At 72.5% G+C, this 19,892-nt stretch carries 15 protein-coding genes; 11 read left to right on the forward strand and 4 right to left on the reverse strand.

The window, feature by feature from the left end; all coding sequences use genetic code 11:
* The first annotated feature begins 525 nt into the window (after positions 1-525).
* From AB0C19_RS23640 to AB0C19_RS23650, 3 genes are all read left to right on the forward strand, one after another.
* Entirely contained in the window at positions 526-1,494 is a 969-nt protein-coding gene (locus tag AB0C19_RS23640) for a DUF5715 family protein (RefSeq protein WP_357188685.1), read from the forward strand.
* 4 nt (positions 1,495-1,498) lie between these two features.
* Positions 1,499-3,088: an asparagine synthase-related protein gene (locus tag AB0C19_RS23645; RefSeq protein WP_357188687.1), complete on the forward strand. Its 1,590-nt coding sequence runs from the start codon at positions 1,499-1,501 to the stop codon at positions 3,086-3,088.
* Positions 3,089-3,150: 62 nt separating this feature from the next.
* The gene (locus AB0C19_RS23650; RefSeq protein ID WP_238685715.1) at positions 3,151-3,978 is read left to right on the forward strand and encodes a MerR family transcriptional regulator; all 828 of its coding nucleotides are present in this window, start codon (positions 3,151-3,153) and stop codon (positions 3,976-3,978) included.
* Positions 3,979-3,982: 4 nt separating this feature from the next.
* Here AB0C19_RS23650 and AB0C19_RS23655 read toward each other — a convergent pair whose 3' ends face one another.
* Together AB0C19_RS23655 and AB0C19_RS23660 are read right to left on the reverse strand one after the other, a co-directional pair.
* Positions 3,983-5,194 (reverse strand): SLC13 family permease, encoded by a 1,212-nt coding sequence (locus AB0C19_RS23655; protein ID WP_357188689.1) that lies wholly within the window; start codon positions 5,192-5,194, stop codon positions 3,983-3,985.
* A 130-nt stretch (positions 5,195-5,324) separates the two neighbouring features.
* Positions 5,325-6,770, reverse strand: a complete 1,446-nt coding sequence (locus AB0C19_RS23660; protein ID WP_357188691.1) for a hypothetical protein — start codon at positions 6,768-6,770, stop codon at positions 5,325-5,327.
* 138 nt (positions 6,771-6,908) lie between these two features.
* Here AB0C19_RS23660 and AB0C19_RS23665 point away from each other — a divergent pair, with 138 nt between their 5' ends.
* The 4 genes from AB0C19_RS23665 to AB0C19_RS23680 all read left to right on the forward strand — a co-directional run bounded on the left by AB0C19_RS23665 (position 6,909) and on the right by AB0C19_RS23680 (position 12,169).
* Entirely contained in the window at positions 6,909-7,616 is a 708-nt protein-coding gene (locus AB0C19_RS23665) for a DUF305 domain-containing protein (protein ID WP_357188693.1), read from the forward strand.
* Between the two features lie 48 nt (positions 7,617-7,664).
* On the forward strand, positions 7,665-8,885 hold the full coding sequence (locus AB0C19_RS23670; protein WP_357188695.1) for a histidine kinase: 1,221 nt from the start codon (positions 7,665-7,667) through the stop codon (positions 8,883-8,885).
* Positions 8,882-9,547, forward strand: coding sequence for a response regulator transcription factor (locus AB0C19_RS23675; protein ID WP_357188697.1), 666 nt, complete (start codon positions 8,882-8,884; stop codon positions 9,545-9,547). The genes AB0C19_RS23670 and AB0C19_RS23675 overlap by 4 nt, the downstream gene beginning before the upstream one ends.
* Positions 9,548-9,694: 147 nt before the next feature.
* The gene (locus tag AB0C19_RS23680) at positions 9,695-12,169 is read left to right on the forward strand and encodes an ABC transporter permease (protein WP_357188699.1); all 2,475 of its coding nucleotides are present in this window, start codon (positions 9,695-9,697) and stop codon (positions 12,167-12,169) included.
* Positions 12,170-12,261: 92 nt separating this feature from the next.
* On the opposite strand, the gene AB0C19_RS23685 is transcribed toward AB0C19_RS23680, so the two are convergent.
* Positions 12,262-13,524 carry a nucleotide sugar dehydrogenase gene (locus AB0C19_RS23685; protein WP_357188701.1) on the reverse strand — a complete coding sequence of 421 codons (1,263 nt, stop codon included), beginning with the start codon at positions 13,522-13,524 and terminating at the stop codon, positions 12,262-12,264.
* Positions 13,525-13,636: 112 nt separating this feature from the next.
* Positions 13,637-15,001 carry a serine/threonine-protein kinase gene (locus tag AB0C19_RS23690; protein ID WP_357188703.1) on the reverse strand — a complete coding sequence of 455 codons (1,365 nt, stop codon included), beginning with the start codon at positions 14,999-15,001 and terminating at the stop codon, positions 13,637-13,639.
* Between the two features lie 522 nt (positions 15,002-15,523).
* Here AB0C19_RS23690 and AB0C19_RS23695 point away from each other — a divergent pair.
* The 4 genes from AB0C19_RS23695 to egtB all read left to right on the forward strand — a co-directional run bounded on the left by AB0C19_RS23695 (position 15,524) and on the right by egtB (position 19,884).
* A complete protein-coding gene (locus AB0C19_RS23695; RefSeq protein ID WP_357188705.1) occupies positions 15,524-16,171 on the forward strand; it encodes an RNA polymerase sigma factor in 648 nt (215 codons plus the stop codon).
* A gap of 16 nt (positions 16,172-16,187) precedes the next feature.
* Positions 16,188-17,015 (forward strand): hypothetical protein, encoded by an 828-nt coding sequence (locus AB0C19_RS23700; protein ID WP_357188707.1) that lies wholly within the window; start codon positions 16,188-16,190, stop codon positions 17,013-17,015.
* A gap of 155 nt (positions 17,016-17,170) precedes the next feature.
* The gene (gene egtA, locus AB0C19_RS23705; protein WP_357188709.1) at positions 17,171-18,406 is read left to right on the forward strand and encodes an ergothioneine biosynthesis glutamate--cysteine ligase EgtA; all 1,236 of its coding nucleotides are present in this window, start codon (positions 17,171-17,173) and stop codon (positions 18,404-18,406) included.
* A 140-nt stretch (positions 18,407-18,546) separates the two neighbouring features.
* Entirely contained in the window at positions 18,547-19,884 is a 1,338-nt protein-coding gene (gene egtB, locus AB0C19_RS23710) for an ergothioneine biosynthesis protein EgtB (protein ID WP_357188745.1), read from the forward strand.
* Positions 19,885-19,892: the final 8 nt, after the last annotated feature.

A 19,892-nucleotide genomic window follows, 5' to 3' on the forward strand; every position in this document is an offset into this window, starting at 1 on the left:
GCGCTCCGGCGGTGACTGCCGGCGCTCCGGCGGTGGCTGCCGGCGCTCCGACAGTGGTGGCCGGGCCGGTTCCGGCCCCGCGCCAGACGGCCCGTCGGCGGGCGCCATGCTCGGCTCGCTCGCTGTGGGCCCGGCCGGCGGTGGGCGGCGGCTGGCGGCGATGCCGGCTGGCGGCGATGGGCGGCGTGCGGTGGGTGCGGGCGGCGGTGGGTGGTGTGTTGGTTGGTGCCTTTGGAGCTGAATCGTTTGTGACATCACTGGGTGGTGCCGTCCACCCGGGCCCAGTGCACCGCCTGGAGTACCGCCTCTGCGGCATCACTGCCCGCTTGCGAAGAGCCGGCGGCGTTGATTCGTTTGCGACATCAGCTCCAAAGCGCCAAACCCAAGGATCACCTGCCTGGGGTACGTCGTCCACGCTCCGTTAGGGGGGAGATAGGAGGAATGTTCGGTCCGTTCCGGCCCCGATGATTACGGTGTGTTTCAGGGCGAACCACCCAGTGCCGTGACCGGAGAGAGGGACCCGTCATGCGAGTGCCCAGCCGTAGCCCGGGACAGCAGCCCGGTTCGCCTCCGTCGCCCACCGCCCCGGCCCGCCGTCGACCCTCCGGTGCGACCGCCCGCCGCGTTCCCGCTCCTGCCCCCGACCTGCCCGCCTACCGGGCCGCAGTCACCGAACTGCTGGTAGAGGTCGGCGCCCTTGCCGACGCGGCGAGCACCCGGGCCCGGCAGGTGCTCATCGACGAGCGGCTGCGGGAGCCGGCACTCGCCGCTGTCCTCGACGCCACTCCGCAGGGGTTGATCGGCGCGCGCGAGACGCTGCTGCTGGAGATGGCCCGCTACCAACCGAACGACCGCACCTCGGCGACCGACCTCGGCGCGCTGGTCCGGATCTACCTGCTCTCCCGCATCGACGTGCTGTGGTGGCAGGACGCGCCGAGCTTCGTCACCGACGACCAGGTCAACGGCAGCCCCGAGCTGGTCGACCTGGAGTGGCTGCGCCGCCGTGACCTGCTGCGCTTCCGCTACCAGGAACAGCCCGCCACGATACTGGGCCGGGCCGCCCGCGGGCTGCGTCGTCGGCTGCGACCGGACGCCACCCCGCGCACCGCGGGGCTGCTGTTCCGGCGCGCCCGGCGCGAGGTGGTGGCGCTGCTCAACGACATCGGACGGGAGTTCACCGCCGTCGCGCCGCCGGCCACCCCGCCGCTCTGGGTGACCAGCCTGGTCCGCAGCGCCGAGCACCAGTACCGGCTGCGCCGCCTGGGCTACGCGGCGATGCTGCCCAGCGGGCACTGCCTCGGCTACTCGGCAGACGTCGAGCTGGCCTGGTTCGAGCGTTTCGGCGCGCGCGAGGCCCTGGCGGAGCTGCTGCTGAGCCGGCAGGAGGCCGGTGAGCTGAACGTGATCGACGAGGGGCAGGCCTGGCACCTGTGCCTCGCGCCCACCGCCCGGCGTCGCCTCCGCCGGGCGTACGAGGCCGAGATGGGGGTCTGAGCCGGTGTGCGGCATCGCGTTGAGCATCGGCCCCGAGGCCGACCCGGCGACCTTCCGGCGGATGCTCGCCGCCCTGGCCCCTCGCGGTGAGGTCACCGAGACCCGGTCCGAGAGCGGGCTGCTCGCCGGCACCCGGCGGCTGCGGGTCGTCGACCGGGACCGGGCGGTGCAGCCGTGGACGTCGACCGACGAGCGGTGGCTGCTCTGCTTCAACGGCGAGATCTTCAACTACCGGGAGTTGCGGGCGCAGCTGACGCGGCTGGGGCAGGCCTTCCGCACCGAGAGCGACACCGAGGTGCTGCTCGCCGCGTTCCAGCAGTGGGGCGAGGCGGCGGTGACCCGACTCCGCGGTGAGTACGCCTTCGCTGTCGTCGAACGGGCCACCGGCCGGGCCTACCTGGCCCGCGACCCGCTCGGGGTCAAGCCGCTGTACTGGTCCCGTCGACCCGGCTGCCTGCACCTCGCCTCCGAGGTCAAGGCGCTCGTCGGGCACGGCGCCCCGATCAACGAGGTGCCGCCGGGGCACCACGGCTGGGCGGAGACGGACGGGCACGTGCGACTGAGCCCGTACGTCGACCTGCTCACCATCGGCGACGGCCTGCCGGTCATCGACGACCCGGACGAGGCCGCGCTGCTGGTCCGGGCCGCGCTCAGCGACGCGATCCGGATGCGCGTGGAGACCGACCTGACCGTCGGGGTGGTGCTCTCCGGTGGGCTGGACAGCTCGTTGACCCTGCGGCAGGTGCGCGACATCCACCCGGACTGCGTCGCGGTGACCGTCGGCGTGGCCGACAGCCCCGACGTGGCGTACGCCCGGCGGCTCGCCGCCGACCTCGACGTGCCGCACGTGGTGGTCGAGCTGCGACCGCGTGACATCCGGCTCGCCGACGTCCGCGAGGCCATCCGGATCTCCGAGCTGACCGAGTACGGCGACATCATCAACGCGGTCGTCTCGGTGCCGATCTTCCGGCGGCTCCGCGACCTGGGCATCAAGGTGGTGCTGACCGGCGACGGCTCCGACGAGCTGTTCGGCGGGTACCCGATGTACCACCAGGTCGCCCCGGCGGCGGCCCGCCGACTGTTCCTGCACCGGATCCGCAACCTGTGCCGCACCGAGTTGCAGCGCGTCGACCGCGCGGCCATGGCATACGGCGTGGAGGCCCGGGTGCCGTTCCTCGACCTCAGCGTGGTGGAGCTGGCGATGCGGTTGCCGGTGGATCTGAAGCTGCGCCACGGGCAGGAAAAGTGGATCGTCCGGCGGGCGTTCGCCGACGTGCTGCCCGACTACATCCTCCGCCGTCCGAAGAACCCGATGTCGTACTCGTCGGGGTTGCACGAGCGGGTCCGGCTGTACAAGCCGCTCTTCGCTCGGCTGCACCGTTCCTTCGGCTACGACCTGCAGGAGCCGGTCCGTCGGGACTTCGACACCGTGCTGAGTCGCTGCGGCAACGACCTGGACCGGGCCATCGCCGACGGGCTGACCCGACCCGACTACACGGTCCTGGAGCACGCTCGCGACCTGGTCGGCGCGGCCAAGTGGAACGCCGCTCCGATGGTCCGCCGGCTGGTCGGCCCGCGCCCCGCCCGCCACTGACGGCCGTCCCTGCACCCCACGCTTGACTCTGACACGGTGTCAGGGACGAGTGTGGAGGAACCATGTTCACCATCGGAGACTTCGCCAGACTCGGCCGGGTGTCGGTGCGGATGCTGCGCCACTACGACAGCATCGGCCTGCTGCCCCCGGCCAGCGTCGACCCGCACACCGGCTACCGCTTCTACCGCGCCGACCAGCTGCGCAGGCTCAACCGGGTGATCGCCCTCAAGGAGTTGGGCCTCACCCTCGAACAGGTGCGCGCGATCGTCGACGACGCCGTCGACGTGGCCGAGCTGCGCGGCATGCTGCGGCTGCGCCGGAGCCAACTGGCGGAACAGTTGGCCGCTGACACGGCCCGGCTCACGGCTGTCGAGGCGAGGCTCCGAATGATCGAGTCGGAGGGTCGGATGACCACCCAGGACGTCGTCCTCAAGGAGATCGCGCCCGTCCGCGTCGCGGAGCTGACCGCCGTCGCGCCCAGCTATCAGGGCGAGGACATCGGCCCGGTGATCCAGCCGCTCTACCCGGAGTTGTTCCGTCGGCTGGACGCCGCCGGGATCACGCCGACGGGGCCGGGCATCGCCTGGTACGAGCCGGCCGACTCGGGCGGCGACGCTGTCGTCGTACACGCCGGTGTGCTCGTCGACGCCGAGCCGTCCGCGGCGTCCGACGTCACGGTGCGCGACCTGCCGGAGCTGCGCAACGCCGCGACGATCATCCATCACGGTGCGATGGACGACGTCGAGCCGAGCATGCAGGCGCTCGCCCGGTGGATCGAGGAGAACGGCTACCGCACCGACGGCTTCGCCCGGGAGGTCTACCTCGACTACTGCCCGGACACCCCGGAGAAGGGCGTCACCGAACTTCAGGTCGCCGTGTACCGCGACTGAGCGCTCAGCTCACCAGCAGCAGCGCGCCGACCGCGGCGAGCGTCGCGGTGACCGCGAGCATGGTGCTGGTCAGCACGAACCGGGTCACCGGCACCGCCACCCCGGCCGCCCGGCAGCGCTCGAACCACAGCAGGGTGGCCAGTGACGCCCAGGGGGCGGCCAGCGGGCCGACGTTGGTGCCGATCAGCAGGGCCAGCAGGCGGGTGTGGTCACCGGTCGGCAGCACCGACTCGCCAGCCAGGTAGGCGGGCAGGTTGTTCACCGCGTTGGCGAGCAGCGCTCCGGTGCCACCGGCGCGCAGGGCGCCCAGCGCGCCACCGTCGGCGCCGACCAGGGTGCCGACAAGGTCGTCCAGCCCGTGCCGGCCGAGGGTCTGCACCACCAGGAACAGGCCGGTGACGAAGAACAGCAGGCGCACCGGGACCAGCCCCGGGCGCAACGTGGCGGGGGAGCGGACCACGAACCCGACAAGTACCAGCGCGAGCCCGACGGTGGAGGCGATCTCGATCTCCACACCGGCGAGGATGCCGGCGACGAAGATCAGGCAACCGGCGAGCGCCGTACGGTGCAGCACCGGGTCGGCCGGCACGTGCCGGGTCGGCGGGACGAAACGCCCACCGAGGGGCCGCTCCCTCCGCCACCACCCGAACCAGAGCAGGGCCATGGTGACCGCCACGGCGGCGAGCTGCGGCAACGCCATCCGAGCCGCGTACGCCAGGGGTGCCAGCCCGACCCGGTCGGCGGCGAGCAGGTTGGTCAGGTTGGACACCGGCAGCAACAGGCTCGCGGTGTTTGCCAGCCAGACCGTGGTGACGGCGAGCGGGGCGGCGGGGATCCGCAGGTTCCGGGCCAGCGCGAGCAGCACGGGGGTGAGCAGCACGGCTGTGGTGTCGAGGTTGAGCACGAGGGTGGTCAGCGTGGCGAGAGCGCCGCAGAGCAGGAACAGTAGGGCCCACCTGCCCCGGGAGGCGATGGCCAGTCGGCTGGCCAGCACGTCGAAGACACCGGCCACGGCGGTCAGCTCGGCGAGCACGATCACGGTGCCGAGGAACAGCAGCAGCGGCAGGATCCGGTGCAGGGTGGCGGTGGTCTCCGCGCGGGGGAGCAGCCCGCTCAGTGCGCAGGCCGCCCCGACCACGGCGAGGACGGCCGCCACCAGGTCCAGGGGGTGGGGTCGCCGACGTGTGGTCGGTTCGGGCGGGGCGGCAACTGTCACGTCTGTTCACGTTGGCACAGCGTCTGGCCAGCCGGTTCGCAACCCCCGTCCTGGTGACGGGCCCCACCGTGCCCGCAGCCGGGCCCGGCCTCCGAAGATCGGAGACCGGGCCCGGTGTGGTGCGTGGTGCCTACCAGCCCAGGTAGCTGGGCTGGGTCTGCACGTTGAGCTCCTGGTAGCGGGTCAGCTTGGCCGACCAGGTACGCCAGTCGTTCAGCGCCAGGACGTCCAGGCCCTTCACCATGTCGTTGGAGTAGATGTGGCCGTTGTAGTAGTACGCGGACCAGGTGCCGCCGCCGACGAACGTGTCGGCCGAGAGCGGGCCGCGCTCCCAGAAGGCGATCTCCTTCGGGTTGGCCGAGTCGGTGAAGTCGAACACCGAGATGCCACCCTGGTACCACGCCTGGACCATGATGTCCTTGCCGAGCACCGGGATGAGCGAGCCGTTGTGCGCCACGCAGTTCTCGGTGTCGGCGTTCGCCCGGGGGATCTTGTAGTAGCTGCGGAAGGTCATCGTCCGGGCGTTGCCGCGGCCGGCGATGTCGTAGATGGCGTCCGCGCCGCGGTTCGGGCCGACGGTCTCGTTGCAGGTCGCCGCCCCGCCACCACCCAGCTCGTCGGTGAAGATCACCTTGGTGCCGGAGTTGTTGAAGGTGGCCGAGTGCCAGAACGCGAAGTTGACCTCGTCCCGGACCCGGTTGATGACCCGGGGAGCCTCGCGGTTCTTGATGTCGAGCAGGATGCCGTCGCCCATGCAGGCGCCGGCGGCCAGGTCCTTCGACGGGTAGGCGGTGATGTCGTGGCAACCGGTGGTCGCCGAGCCGGTCTGGCTGCCGGGGAAGCCGCCGTCCGGGAAGAGGTTCGGCGTCGCGACCACTGCCGCGTCGGTCGGCTTCTTCACCGGCACCTTGATGATGGAGATGGAGTCGTGCGGCGGCTGGCAGTCCGGGAATTCGGCCCGCGGGCTGTACGACGAGACGTACAGGTAGATGGCCTTGCGGTCCTTGCCCGGCACCAGGGTGTGGGTGTGGGAGCCGCAGGCCGTCTCGACGGACTTGATGTAGCGCGGGTTGGCCTTGTCCTTGATGTCGAAGACCTTGATGCCCTCCCACGAGCCCTTCACGTCCGCTCCCTGCGTGGTGCTGTTGCAGGAGTCGTCGCTGCGCGACGAGTCGGTGGAGAGGAAGAGCAGGTCACCGTGGACGGAGATGTCGTTCTGCGACCCCGGGCAGAGCACCCGGGCCTTGACCGTCGGCGCGCTGGGCCGCGAGATGTCGTAGATGACGAAGCCGTTGTAGTTGCCGGCGAACGCGTACTTGCCCTGGAAGGCGATGTCGCTGTTTGTCCCGTCCAGTGGGGCGACCTTGGGCACGTTGGCGATCTGGCGCAGGTTGGGGCTGCTCACGATCTCGTCGACACCGGGGATCGTGTTGGTGAGCGCGGGGGCCGGGGCCGCCTGCGGCACCGTCTGGGCGTTGCTCGCCGGAGCGACGAGGGCGCTGGCGACGAGGAGGCCGGTCGTGGCGAGCGCCACGACACGCAGTTGTCGTAACCGTGGCTTGTGGAATCTGATCATCGGCGGGGCCCTTCGCAAGGGGGAGACGATGGTTGACACGTTACCGTTCGACGAAGAACGTCGATGTGAGCTGGATCACATGAAAGCGGCTTCTTCAATGGATAGCATCGCGGTGACCTCGACTGCAGGGAGTGGCCCATGACCAATCGGCGCGCACGCATCCTGGCGGTCGTCACACTGGCTCTCGTGTTGCCGCTCGTGGTGTTCATGGTGATCCGCCTCGACGGCGACACCGGTACGAGCGCACCGCGGCCGGTCTCCGCGCCCGCCACCTCCGCCGCGTCGCCGACGGCCAGCCCCGTCCCCACCGACCTGACCGTCATCGCGCCCGGCCGCCCGGGTGAGACGGCGGCCACCCGCCCGGCGCACGAGGTCCGCGACGCCGGTCCCGCCCCGCACAACTCGCTGGACGTCTGGTTCGTCCGGATGATGATCCCGCACCACGCGCAGGCCCTGGCGATGGCGGAACTCGCCCCCGACCGGGCCGCCGACCCCGACGTCCGGGCCATCGCCGAGCGCATCCGGGCCAGCCAGGGGCCGGAGATGGGCATGATGCGCGGCTGGTTGCAGACCCGTGGCCTGCCCGCGGAGGTGCAGGGGCACGACCACGGCACCATGCGCGGGATGCAGTCGCCAGAGGCGATGGGGCAACTCGCCGCGGCCCGTGGGGCGGACTTCGACAGGCTCTTCGTCCGGATGATGACCGAGCACCACCAGGGCGCCATCGAGATGGCCACCAACCTGCTCACCGTCGGCTCCGACCTGACGCTCAACGAGTTCGCCAACTCCGTCGCCACCGAGCAGACCGTCGAGATCGACCGCATGCGCGAGGTCCTCGGCGGCTGATTCCCGCGCGCGGGGCGCGAGGGCCGAACATCCCGGCACGTACGCTGGGTGACCGTGAGACGCACAGTGTTCGGTCGCCCGCTGCGCGGCGTCGCCTTCGACGTGGCCGTCGCCGCGCTGGTGGTCCTCGTCTCCCTGGCCGCGGCGGTGAGCCAGCCGGGCGGTTGGGCGGCCACGGCTGTCGGCGTGGGGATGGCGGTGGCGCTGCTGTTCCGCCGCACCCACCCGAGCGCGGTGACGGTGGCGGTCGCGGTGCTCGCCCTGATCCAGGTGATCGCCCGCTGGGGTCCGCTCATCTACGACGTGGCCGTTCTGATCGCGCTCTACAGCGTGGTGAAGTACGGCCGGCGGCTGCGCGACGGCGTACTGGCCGGCGCGGTCGCGGCCGTCGGCGTGCTGCTGGCCGCCGCACAGACTCCGAACGTCATCCAGTGGTGGGTGACCGCGCTGTGGTACGCGCTGGTCACCGGCGCGGTGTGGTTGGTCGCGCTGAACGTGCGGACCCGCCGACTCTATGTGCTCAGCCTGGAGGAGCGGGCCACCACACTGGAACGCGAGCGGGAGGCCGAGTCCCGGGCGGCGGTCGCCGAGGAGCGCACCCGGATCGCCCGTGAGCTGCACGACGTGGTCGCCCACAGCATGGCCGTGATGATCGTCCAAGCGGACGGGGCCCGGTTCATGCTCGACCGTGACCCCGCCCAGGCGCGTACCGCCGTGAAGGTGGTCGCGGACACCGGCCGGCAGGCGCTGGAGGAGATGCGCCGCCTGGTCGGCGTTCTGCGCGACGCCAGCCCGACCGGCGCGGACGGGGCCGACGGGCTGGAGGTGGCGGCCGACCCCGAGCACCGACGCCTCGCGCTGGCCGAGCTGCCCGACCTGCTGGCCCGGTTCGGCGACGCCGGTCTGCACGTTCGCAGCACCGTCACCGGTGCGCCGCCGGCCCTGCCGCCGGGCCTGGAGCTGACCGTCTACCGGGTGGTGCAGGAGGCGCTGACCAACGCGCTCAAGCACGCGGGTGTCGGCGCCGGTGTCGAGGTCCTCCTGTCGTACACCGCCGAGGCCGTCGTGGTCCGGGTGGTCGACGACGGCCGCGGCCGCCCGCTGGTCAGCCCGGCGCCGTCCGGCGGTCACGGCCTGCTCGGCATGCGGGAGCGGGTGACCGTGTACGACGGCAGCCTCACCGCCGGTCCCCGACTGACCGGGGGCTGGCAGGTCGAGGTTCGGCTGCCGCTACCGTCAGAGCCGGCAACGGAGGTGATCGCGGCATGACGGTCCGGGTAGTGATCGTGGACGACCAGGCGCTGGTCCGCGCCGGGTTCCGGATGGTGCTGGAATCCCAGCCCGACCTGGAGGTCGTCGGGGAGGCGATCGACGGCGCGGACGCGCTGCGGGTGCTCGCCCGCACCGAGGCCGACGTGGTCGTCATGGACATCCGGATGCCCACCATGGACGGCGTGGAGGCGACCCGTCGACTCTGCGCCGAGCAGCCTGCGGGTGGCCCTCGGGTGCTGGTGCTGACCACCTTCGACACCGAGGCGGACGCGTTCGCGGCGCTACAGGCCGGGGCGAGTGGCTTCCTGCTCAAGAACGTCCCGCCGGAGGAGCTGCTGGCCGCGATCCGGGTGGTGGCCCAGGGCGACTCGGTGGTGGCTCCGTCGATCACCCGGCGCCTGCTGGACCGGTTCGCCGGTCAGCTCGGCGCGGCCCCGAGCGCGGACCCTCGACTCGCGCAGCTCACCGACCGGGAACGGGAGGTGCTGCTACTGGTCGCGCAGGGGCTGTCCAACGCGGAGATCGCCGCCCGGGTGCACGTGGCCGAGGCGACGGTGAAGACCCACGTCGGGCGGATCCTGGCGAAACTCCAGCTGCGCGACCGGGTCCAGGCGGTGGTCCTGGCGTACGAGAGCGGGCTGGTCACACCCGGCGGATGACACCGCGTACGACCTGGGTCGTAGCGACCGGCGTGCGCACCACGACCCGGGGCGCACGCAAGTCGAGCGCGCAGGTGGAGATCGACAGACCGGTGCCGGCCATAGCGTCGGAGGGGTCCGATCCGCCACCTGCACCGGGAGCCCCGCATGATCCGCCTGACCCTGCGTTCGCTGCGCGCCGAAGCGCTGCGCATGCTGCTCTCGGCGCTCGCCGTCGTGCTCGGCGTCGCGTTCGTCGCCGGCACGATGATCTTCGTCGACGGGATGCGGACCGGGGCGTACGAGCGGGCCGGCATCTTCGACCGCCACACCGACCTCGGGGTCTACTCGGCCGGCCGCGAGGTGTTGCCCCCGGCACTGGTCGACCGGGTGCGGGCGGTCGACGGGGTGGCCGCCGCCGCCGGTGAGCTGACCAACACCGCCGGCATCGTCGGAGCCGACGGTCGGCCGGTGCTCGGCTTCACAATGCTCGTCGCCATCCCCACCGAGGATGCGCTGCGCTCGTACGACGTGGTGGCCGGCCGGTTGCCCGACCGGGCCGGCGAGGTGGTGCTCGACGCGCCGACGGCGGCCGAGCAGGGCTTCGGGCTCGGCGCGGCGGTCCGGATCGGCGCCACCGGTGGGGCGGCCCGCCCGTACACCCTGGTGGGCACCGTCGACGTGGCCGGCACCGCCCGCGACGTCGGCGGTCCGTTCGTCGGCCTGGTCGGGCCGGACGCCCTGGCCCTCACCGGCGAGCGGGGCTACGGCCGGATCATGGTGGCGGCCCGACCGGGCGCCGACGTCGCGGCGCTGACCGAGAAGGTACGCGCCGTGTCCGGCGCCGAAGCCACTGTGAAGAGTCGCCAGCAGATCCTCGACGAGGCCGTGGAGGACGCGGTGCGCAACGTGGACCAGTTCCGCATGCTGCTGTTGATCTTCGTGGGGGTCGCGATAGTGGTGGCCGGCTTCGTGATCGCCAACACTTTCGCGATCGTGCTGGCCCAGCGCACCCGACGGACCGCGCTGCTGCGCCTGATCGGCGCCACCCGGGGGCAGGTCTTCCGGTCCACACTGCTGGAGTCGGCCGTGCTGGGGCTGGTCGCCTCCGCACTCGGGGTGCTGCTCGGGGTGGCCCTCGCCAGCGGTCTGCGGCTGCTGCTGTCCCAACTGGACGTGCCGGTCACCGGTGGGCTGACCGTTACCGGTTCGACAGTGCTCACCGGCCTGCTGCTGGGCACCGGGCTCACGGTGTGCGCCGCCCTGCTGCCGGCCTGGCGGGGCACGCGAATCGCCCCGGTGGCGGCGCTCACCGACGCCGCGGTGCAGCCCAGCCGGGGTGCTGGTCGGGTTCGGCTGAGCATCGGCGCTGTGGTCCTCGCCGTCGGTGTGGCCGCGCTGGCCGGCGCCGGCAGCGCCGGTCAGCTGCTCCTGGTGGCGGTGGGTGGGGTGCTCACCTTCTTCGGGATCGTGCTGTTCGGGCCGGTGCTCGTCCCCGCGCTGGCCCGGGTGTTCGGCTGGCCGGTCCGGCGAGTGCTCGGCACCATCGGTGAACTGGCTGTCAACAACACGGTGCGCAATCCGCGGCGGGTCGCCGCGACGGCCACCGCGCTGGTGATCGGTATCGGACTGGTATCGGCGTTCATGGTCGGTGCGCGCAGCACCAAGGACGGCATCGAACGCAGCGTGGACGCCCAAATAGGGACGGACTTCGTGGTCACCGGAATCGGTCAGGACCTGCCGGCCGTGCTCGTCGGTGAACTCGCCTCACGTCCCGAACTGGGTGTGGTGCACGAGCAGCGCAGCACTGTCGTCGACGACGTCGAGATCCGCGCGGCCCACCCGGCGCTGGTCGCCCGGACGCTGAGCAAGGTGCTGACTGGCGACGCCGAGCGGGTCGGGCCGGGGCAGGTGCTGGTGCACAGCGAGTTGGCGCGGGCCCGCGGCTGGCAGGTCGGCTCCCCGGTGACCCTCAGGGGGAAGTCGTTCCGGGTGGCCGCCGTGGTCACCGACGACAGCCCCGACGGTGAGGTGCCGGCGGGTCACGTCATCGACCTGTCCGACCAGGACTTCGCGGCGCTCTTCCCCGCCCAACGCGGATACCTGGCCGAGATCGACCCCGCCGCCGGAGTGAGCCCCGAGCGGGCCCGCGACGCGATCACCGCGGTGCTGGGCCGCTACCCGACGGTGAACCTGATGGACCAGGGCGCCTACAAGAAGATGCTCACCGGCACTGTGGACATGCTTCTCGCCTTCGTCACCGCACTGCTCGGTCTTGCCGTGGTGATCGCCCTGGTCGGCGTGGCGAACACCCTGAGCCTGTCGGTGGTCGAACGGACCAGGGAGAACGCCGTGCTGCGGGCGGTCGGGCTCACCCGAGGGCGGATGCGGGCGGTGCTCGCCGTCGAGGCGGTGCTGATGGCGCTGGTCGGCGCGGTGCTCGGGGTCGGGCTCGGCACCGGAGTCAGCGCGTCCACGATGGCCCTGCTGGACCGCCTCGGCGGGGACTTCCACGTGGTGCTGCCGTTCGGCCAGCTCGCTCTGATCCTCGGTGTCGCGGTGCTCGCCGCCCTGCTCGCCTCGGTGCTGCCGGCCCGCCGGGCGCTGTCCCGCCCGGTCGTCGAGGCGCTCGCCGACCAGTGACCCTGCCGGGTCACGTCAGTGCTGGCAGACGGACATCCGCCGGCCGGTCCCGCCATCTTCCCCGGCGGCGGGACCGGCCAGCGGTGCCGGGTCTACAGGCGCTCGACCATCGGGCCGACGCACCGGTTGCGGGTGTCGAAGACGTAGCGGGCGTGCCTGACCACGAGGTCGTAGTCGAAGGCGTCATGGTCGGTGACCACCACCACCGCGTCGGCCGCGCGCACCTCACGCTCGCTGAGCCCGACCACTGTGATCCCGGCGGGGATCTGGTGCGCCTCGGCGTACGGCTCGACGGCGTGCACCTCGGCGCCGAGGGCCTGCAACCGACGGGCCACGTCCACGGCGGGGGAGTCGCGCATGTCGCCGGTGTTCTTCTTGTACGCCAGACCGAGCAGCAGCAGTCGGGCGCCGCTGACGGCCCGGCCGTCCCGGTTCAGCCCTCCCATGATCCGCTGCGCGACGTGTTCGGGCATCTCGTGGTTGACGTCGTTGGCCAGCTCGATGAACCGGAACTGCCGACCGAGGCGGCGCTTGACCTGCCAGGACAGGTAGCACGGATCGATCGGCAGGCAGTGCCCGCCGACGCCGGGGCCGGGCCGGAACGGCATGAAACCGAACGGTTTGGTCGAGGCGGCGTCGATCGCCTGCCAGACGTCGATGTCGAGGTGGTGCGAGAGCATGGTCAGCTCGTTGATCAGCGCGATGTTGACCTGGCGGAAGGTGTTCTCGATCAGCTTGGTCAGCTCGGCGACGCGGGTGGAGTCCACAGGTACGGTGCGTTCCACGAGGCGCTGGTAGAACTCGTCCACCCGGGCCAGCGCCGCCGGGTCCACACCGGAGACCACTTTCGGGGTGTTCTCGAGTCGCCAGGTCGGGTTGCCCGGGTCGATCCGCTCGGGGCTGTAGCCGAGGTGGAAGTCACCGGGGCTGGTCAGGCCACTGGCGGACTCCAACAGCGGGCGCAGCAGCTCCTCGGTGGTGCCCGGGTAGGTGGTCGACTCCAGGATCACAGTGCAGCCCGGGCGTACGTACGGGCCGATACCGATGCCGGCCTGCTCGACGTAGCTCAGGTCCGGGGTCCCGTCGCGCAGAGGGGTCGGCACCGTGATGACGCAGATGTCGAACCCGTCTGCATCGGTGTACTCAGTGCTGGGGTGGTAGCGGCCGCTGCCCAACGCGCGGCCCAGCCGGTCGGCCGGAATGTCCTCGACGAACGACTCGCCGGAGGCGAGACGCTTCACCCGGTCGGCGTCGACGTCGAGACCGACCACGTCGAGCCCCGCCTCGACGGCCCGCATGGCCAGCGGCAGTCCAACGTACCCCTGACCGATCACGACCAGCTTTTCAGCGCTCACCCAGGCTCCCGCGGCAGATGGTGTAAATAGCCTGCTGAGAGCCTAGAGGCGTCTTCGGCGTCGTAAGTCCGTTTTGGGGATATCGGTGCTGCTGGGACTGACGGGGGTCGGCTCAGCCGCCCGCCGGCACCTCCGGATCGAGCGGCGGGCTGGAGGTGGCGGGTGGATCAGGAGGCGCGCTGGTCGTCGGCGGCGCGGCCGTCGTGGGCGCCGCGCTGGTAGGCGGCGCCGTGGTGACGCCCGCCGTCGGCGTCGGCGAGTTGGCGGTCTGACTCGGCTGCACACTCGGCGTGGCGGAGACCGAGGCCGACGGGGAGTTGCCGGGGACGTGCGGCCGGTCCGGTCGGCCCGGCTCGACGCTGGTGATCTGCTCGTTCGCCGCGGGCAGGTCGACGGGGCCGCTCGGCGCCACCGTCGGCGAGGTGGCCGGCAGATTGACCGCCGGGTCCTCGCCGACGTTACGCGTCGCGGCCAGCGCCGCGCCGAGCCCGACCAGCGCGACAAGCATGGCCGCCGCCGCGCCGACGAGCGGACCCCGCCGTCGCTGGCGCCCGTCCGCCACCGCCGCGCCGGCCGGCACGTCCGTGCGGGTGCCCGGCCCGGCGTCGCGCAGCGCGACCGGCCCGGCCATCGCCGTCGGCGGCTCGCCGCCGGTAACCGCCGTCCGAGCGGCCTCGGCCATCGCCGCTCCGCTGGTGAACCGCTCCAGCGGATCCTTGGCCAGGGCCCGCGACACCAGGGCGCGGACCGCCTCCGGAATGTCGTGCGACAGCTCCGGCGGCTCGTCGTCGAGGTGCCGCACGGCGACCTGGAGCGGATTGTCACCGGTGAACGGCGGACTGCCGGTCAGACAGCAGTAGGTGACCGCGCCCAGGGCGTAGATGTCGGTGGCACCGCTGACCGGCCGACCGGCGGCCTGCTCGGGAGCCATGTAGAGAGCGGTGCCCGGCACCGCGTTGGTGCTGGTGATGCTGGTGATGTCGGTGGAGCGGGCCACGCCGAAGTCCACCAGGACGACGGTGCCGTCCTCCTGCACCAGCAGGTTGCTGGGCTTGACGTCGCGGTGCACGATGCCGCCGCGATGCGCCGCGTTGAGCGCCGCCGCCGCCTGGGCCACGATCGACATCGTCTCGGCCACGTCGAGCCGCCCGGCCGCCTCGATCCGCTTGGACAACGGCTCGCCGGCGACGAACTCCATGACGAGGTAGTCCGCCCGCCCGCCGTCGGGGAGGTCGTCCGCACCGCAGTCGAAGACCTGCACGATGCCGGGGTGCCGCAGCGCCGCCATGATCCGCGCCTCGGCGCGGAACCGGGCGATGAAATCGGGATCGGAGACCAGCGCCGGCAGGAGAACCTTGACCGCGACCTGTCGGCCGAGGATCAGGTCGGAGGCACGCCAAACGTCGCCCATGCCGCCCGTGGCGACACGTTCGTCCAAGCGGTAGCGACCGCTGAGCACGACCTCCGATGACAACACCGCATTACCGTACCTAGAGTGGCGCGGGGCGGCGCGCCGCGGCAGGGCCGCCGGGCGGCTGGTTCAGACTGGCTGATCCGGCCTGACCTGTGTGGACGCTCGCCCTTCGTGACGCTGTGGATGTGCGGTGTCACAAAAAGCGACTATTTCCGTCGCTCGGGCCGTCGACGGTGGCAAGAAACCGCCTCCAGGCCTGGTTGGCGTCTGTTGCGTACCGGCCGTTACGACGACGCGCCGTCGCGCCGGGTTGATAATTGTCACTCTTCCGTGACACGACGCCGACTTGTCGCTTCGTGAGCCCCCTCTTAGCGTTAGCCCGGCTCGGGCCCTCCCGGCTACCTCGGCGCGCTGCGCGCCGATCGACCACCCTGGCGTTGGCCCCGGACACGCCGCCCCGACAATCGTTGTCGCGGGCACGATCAGAGCGGTGGAGGGCGGTGCGGTGCTGGTGCTGATCGGGCGGACGACTCGTGCCGCGTGCTGTGCGCCAGCCCGGTTGGTCGGGCCGACACGCCCCGAACGATGCGTGGGCCGCTCATGACCGCCGACCTGTCGGAGGTGGTGACCGCCGCGCAGGCTGGGGACGAGGAGGCGTTCCGCTCTCTCTACCGCAGCCTCCAGCCCGGGCTGCTGCGGTACCTGACCGCGCTCGTCGGGGCCGACGCCGAGGACGTCGCCTCCGAGACCTGGCTCCAGATCTCCCGTGACCTGCCCGGCTTCACCGGGGGCGAGTTCCGGGCCTGGGCGGTCACCATCGCCCGTAACCGCGCGATGGACCACCTGCGCCGGATGCGCCGCCGGCCTTCGCTCCCGGTCCCGGTGCAGGCGCTCGTCGAGCTGGCCAGCGACGCGGACACCGCCGAGCGAGCCAGCGAGACGCTCGGCACCGAGACCGCCCTCGCGCTGATCGCCACCCTCCCGCCCCGAGAGGCCGAAGCCGTCCTGCTGCGGGCCGTGATCGGGCTGGACGCCGGATCCGCCGGCCGGGTGTTGGGCCGCCGGGCCGGTGCCGTGCGGACCGCCGCTCACCGTGGCCTACGCCGGCTCGCGGTCCTGCTGGAGCGGCAGAGCCCGGCCGAGTCGTCGGTCGGGGTCGAGGGGGTGCCACCGCCGCGCGCGGGGAGCGGCCCCGCCCTTCGGGCATCGCACGTCGAACCGGCGGACGGCTGACGTGAGGGGACTCCCGATGAACCCGTTCCGGCGGGCCGAGCACGCCGACACCGAGCGGCTGCTCGACGCGGTCCCTGCCCGGGTGGACGCCACGCTGGGGCAGGACCCCTCCGCCACGCCCACAGACGTGGGCGCGTACTCACCTGAGGCGCACCTGAGCGCCCGGAACGTGCCCCCGGTCGAGCCGGTGGCCGCGTTGCTCGCCGCGGCGGCCGGTCCCGTCCGCCCGGGCGAGTTGGCCGGGGAGGACGCCGCGGTGGCCGCGTTCCGGGCCGCCCGGGCCAACCCGGCGCCGGCCGTGCCGCAGCGGCCACGCCGTCGCCGGATGACCACCGGCGCGGTGGCCTGGATCGGCGCGGTGGCGGCTACCGCCACCGCGGGAGCCGCCTTCGCCGCGGTCACCCGAGACCGAGGGCCGGACCCGGTCGCACCGGCACCGTCGCGCCCGTCACCCTCGCCGCACCAGGGCGCATCCCGGTCGGCCGAGCCCGGTCGGTCGGTGGGCCCCGGCGTCCCGTCGCCGCCGGGTGCGCCGCCGTCCGTCACCGCCACGCCGCCGGCCAGTCCCACTACCGTCGGCCAGGTGCACGGACTGTGCCGCGCGTGGCGGGCGAAGAAGCCCGAGCAGCGGGAGAAGGCACTACGCACGCCGGCCTTCCAGAAGCTGGTGACCGCCGCTGGCGGCCCCGCCGAGGTCGAGGCGTACTGCCAGCGGCTGGTACCCGAGACGAAGCCGTCCGAGCAGGCGAAGGCCACGCCCTCCGAGTCGGCGAAGGGCAAGCCGTCCCCATCGGGGAAGGCCCCGCCGTCACCGCCGCGACCGGGCCACCCCGCCGACGGCTGACCGGCGGTGGTGGAGCGGTTTGGTTCCGCCCTGCTTCGGAAATTCGTCTGTTAGACAGAGGTTGGTGGCACCGTGCACGCCCCCGACGGTGTCGGTGGGTGGGTTTACGGTGGCACAGTGTGCCGGACCCGGCACACGGAGAGGGGGCCAGACCCTTGGTGACGTCATCCGACCTGGACCGCAGCGCCATCCTGCACGAGTCCGCAGCCGCAGTCCGACACCTCGCCCGGATCTGCTTCAAGACCGGCCCACCCACCCATACCGGCGTCGAACTGGAATGGACCGTGCACGACGCCGCCGATCCCGCCCGCCCCGTCGACGCGACGCGGCTGCGGGCGGCGCTGGGGCGGCACAGCCCCGCCACGCTGGATGCCACCAGCCCAGCCGAGCCGCTGCGACACGGCGGCATGGTCACCCTGGAGCCGGGTGGCCAGGTGGAGATCTCCACCCCGCCCCGCCCCTCGGTCGCCGCGTTGATCCGCGCCACCGAGGCCGACATCGCCCAGGTCACCGACCTGCTGGCCGCCGCCGGGCTGATCCTCGGCAGCAGCGGCATCGACCCCCACCGACGGCCCCGCCCGGTGGTGGAAACCCCCCGTTACCGCGCGATGCGCGGAGCCTTCGACCGCCACGGGCCGGCCGGCCGCACGATGATGTACAGCACCGCCGGCCTGCAGATCTGCCTCGACGCCGGTGAGCCGGACCAGGTCGCTGGCCGCTGGGCCGCGGCCCACGCGGTCGGGCCCCCGCTGCTCGCGGCGTTCGCCTCCGCCGCTCGACACGCCGGGCGGCGCACCGGTTGGGCCTCCGCCCGGATGGCCGCCTGGCTGGCCATCGACCCGGCTCGGACCCGCCCGGTCTGGTCGCCCTCAGGGGCGGAGGACGATCCGACCGACGCCTGGATCAGCTACGTGCTCGCCGCGCCGCTGCTCTGTCTGCGCCGGCACAGCGCCGACTGGGCCGCGCCGCCCGGGGTGACCTTCGCCGACTGGCTCGACGGCGCGCTGCCACAACCGCCCACCACCGACGACCTCGACTACCACGTCAGCACCCTCTTTCCGCCGGTGCGGCCGCGCGGCTACCTGGAGCTGCGCTACCTGGACGCCCAACCCGGTCGCGGCTGGCGGCTGCCACTGGCGGTGCTGACCGCCCTGTTCGATGACCCGGGCACCGTGCGCGAGGCGTACACGATCGCAGCGCCGGTGGCGCACCGCTGGTCGGCCGCCGCTCGGCACGGCCTGGGCGACCCGGCGTTGGCCGCCGCCGCGGCGGCCCTGCTCGACCTGGCCCTGAGCACCATGCCCCGACTGGAGCTGTCGGCCAGCACCGACGACGAGATCCGGCGAGGGGTACGCCGGCGGCTGGCCGCCGCAGAGAGGAGAGACCAGTGAGCGCGAGGAGTGAGCCGGGGTTGCGAGCCTCGCAGTCGCGAACGGAGGACGGCCCAGTGAGCGCGAGGAGTGAGCCGGGGTTGCGAGCCTCGCAGTCGCGAACGGAGGACGGCCCGGTGAGCGCGAGGAGTGAGCCGGTTCTGCGAGCGTCGCGGGCGGGCCGGGTCGACGGCGAGCAGTTGCGCGACCACATCGCTGTGGAGTTGGCGCGGGCCCGTGCCCGCACCGCGTTGCTGACCGAGGTGGTCGACGACGCCGACCTGACGCGCCAGCACTCACCGCTGATGTCGCCGTTGGTCTGGGACCTCGCCCATGTCGGTAACCAGGAGGAGCTCTGGTTGGTCCGGGACGTCGGGGGTCGGGAGCCGGTCCGGTGTGACATCGACGAGTTGTACGACGCGTTCAAGCAGCCGCGCCGGGACCGCCCCGCGCTTCCCCTGTTGCCGGCCGCGGAGGCGCGCGCCTACCTGGCCACCGTCCGGGACAAGGTGCACGACCTGCTCGGCGCGGTGACCTTCACCGAGCGGCCGCTGGTCGCCGACGGGTTCGCCTTCGGCATGATCGTGCAGCACGAGCAGCAGCACGACGAGACCATGCTCGCCACCCACCAGTTGCGCTCGGGGCCGGCGGTGCTGCACGCCCCGGCGCCGCCCGAGCCGTCGGTCCGGGTCGGCGCGGAGGTGCTGGTGCCGGCCGGTGAGTTCACAATGGGCACCGACACCGATCCGTGGGCGTTGGACAACGAACGCCCGGCGCACCGGGTCGACCTCCCGGCGTACGTCATCGACGCCGCCCCGGTGACCAACGGCCAGTACGCGGCCTTCATCGCCGACGGCGGCTACACCGACCAGCGCTGGTGGAGCACGGCGGGCTGGGAGCATCGGGTTCGGGAGCAGCTCAGCGCCCCGATGCACTGGCGTTCCGACGGCGACGACTGGTCGTATCGGCGCTTCGGTCAGTGGGCGCGGGTCCGCGCCGACGAGCCTGTGGTGCATGTGTGCTGGTACGAGGCGCAGGCGTACGCGGCGTGGGCCGGCAAGCGGCTGCCGACCGAGGCGGAGTGGGAGAAGGCGGCCCGGTGGGATCCGACGACCGGGCGGTCGCGCCGTTACCCCTGGGGGGACGACGACCCGACCGAGGCGCACGCCAACCTCGACCAGCGCCATCTGCGTCCGGCGCCGGTGGGCGCGTACCCGGCCGGCGCCTCGCCGTTGGGGGTGCACCAGCTCATCGGCGACGTCTGGGAGTGGACCTCGACCGCGTTCGACGGGCATCCGGGGTTCGCCGCGTTCCCCTATCGCGAATACTCGGAGGTCTTCTTCGGCGGCGACCACCGGGTGTTGCGCGGTGGCTCGTTCGGCACCGACCGCTCCGCCTGCCGGGGCACCTTCCGTAACTGGGACTATCCGATTCGCCGGCAGATCTTCAGCGGTTTTCGCTGCGCCCGGGACGCGCGACCGGACGAGTCGTACCGGTGAGTCGCCGC

This window comes from Micromonospora sp. NPDC048842 (assembly GCF_040649935.1).
GTDB classification, from domain to species: Bacteria; Actinomycetota; Actinomycetes; order Mycobacteriales; family Micromonosporaceae; genus Micromonospora; species Micromonospora hortensis.

Coding starts and splice junctions, on each gene's coding strand:
- AB0C19_RS23640 (WP_357188685.1), top strand. CDS start 526: ATGCGAGTGCCCAGCCGTAGCCCGGGACAGCAGCCCGGTTCGCCTCCG.
- AB0C19_RS23650 (WP_238685715.1), top strand. CDS start 3,151: ATGTTCACCATCGGAGACTTCGCCAGACTCGGCCGGGTGTCGGTGCGG.
- AB0C19_RS23660 (WP_357188691.1), bottom strand. CDS start 6,770: ATGATCAGATTCCACAAGCCACGGTTACGACAACTGCGTGTCGTGGCG.
- AB0C19_RS23665 (WP_357188693.1), top strand. CDS start 6,909: ATGACCAATCGGCGCGCACGCATCCTGGCGGTCGTCACACTGGCTCTC.
- AB0C19_RS23675 (WP_357188697.1), top strand. CDS start 8,882: ATGACGGTCCGGGTAGTGATCGTGGACGACCAGGCGCTGGTCCGCGCC.
- AB0C19_RS23680 (WP_357188699.1), top strand. CDS start 9,695: ATGATCCGCCTGACCCTGCGTTCGCTGCGCGCCGAAGCGCTGCGCATG.
- AB0C19_RS23695 (WP_357188705.1), top strand. CDS start 15,524: ATGCGTGGGCCGCTCATGACCGCCGACCTGTCGGAGGTGGTGACCGCC.
- AB0C19_RS23700 (WP_357188707.1), top strand. CDS start 16,188: ATGAACCCGTTCCGGCGGGCCGAGCACGCCGACACCGAGCGGCTGCTC.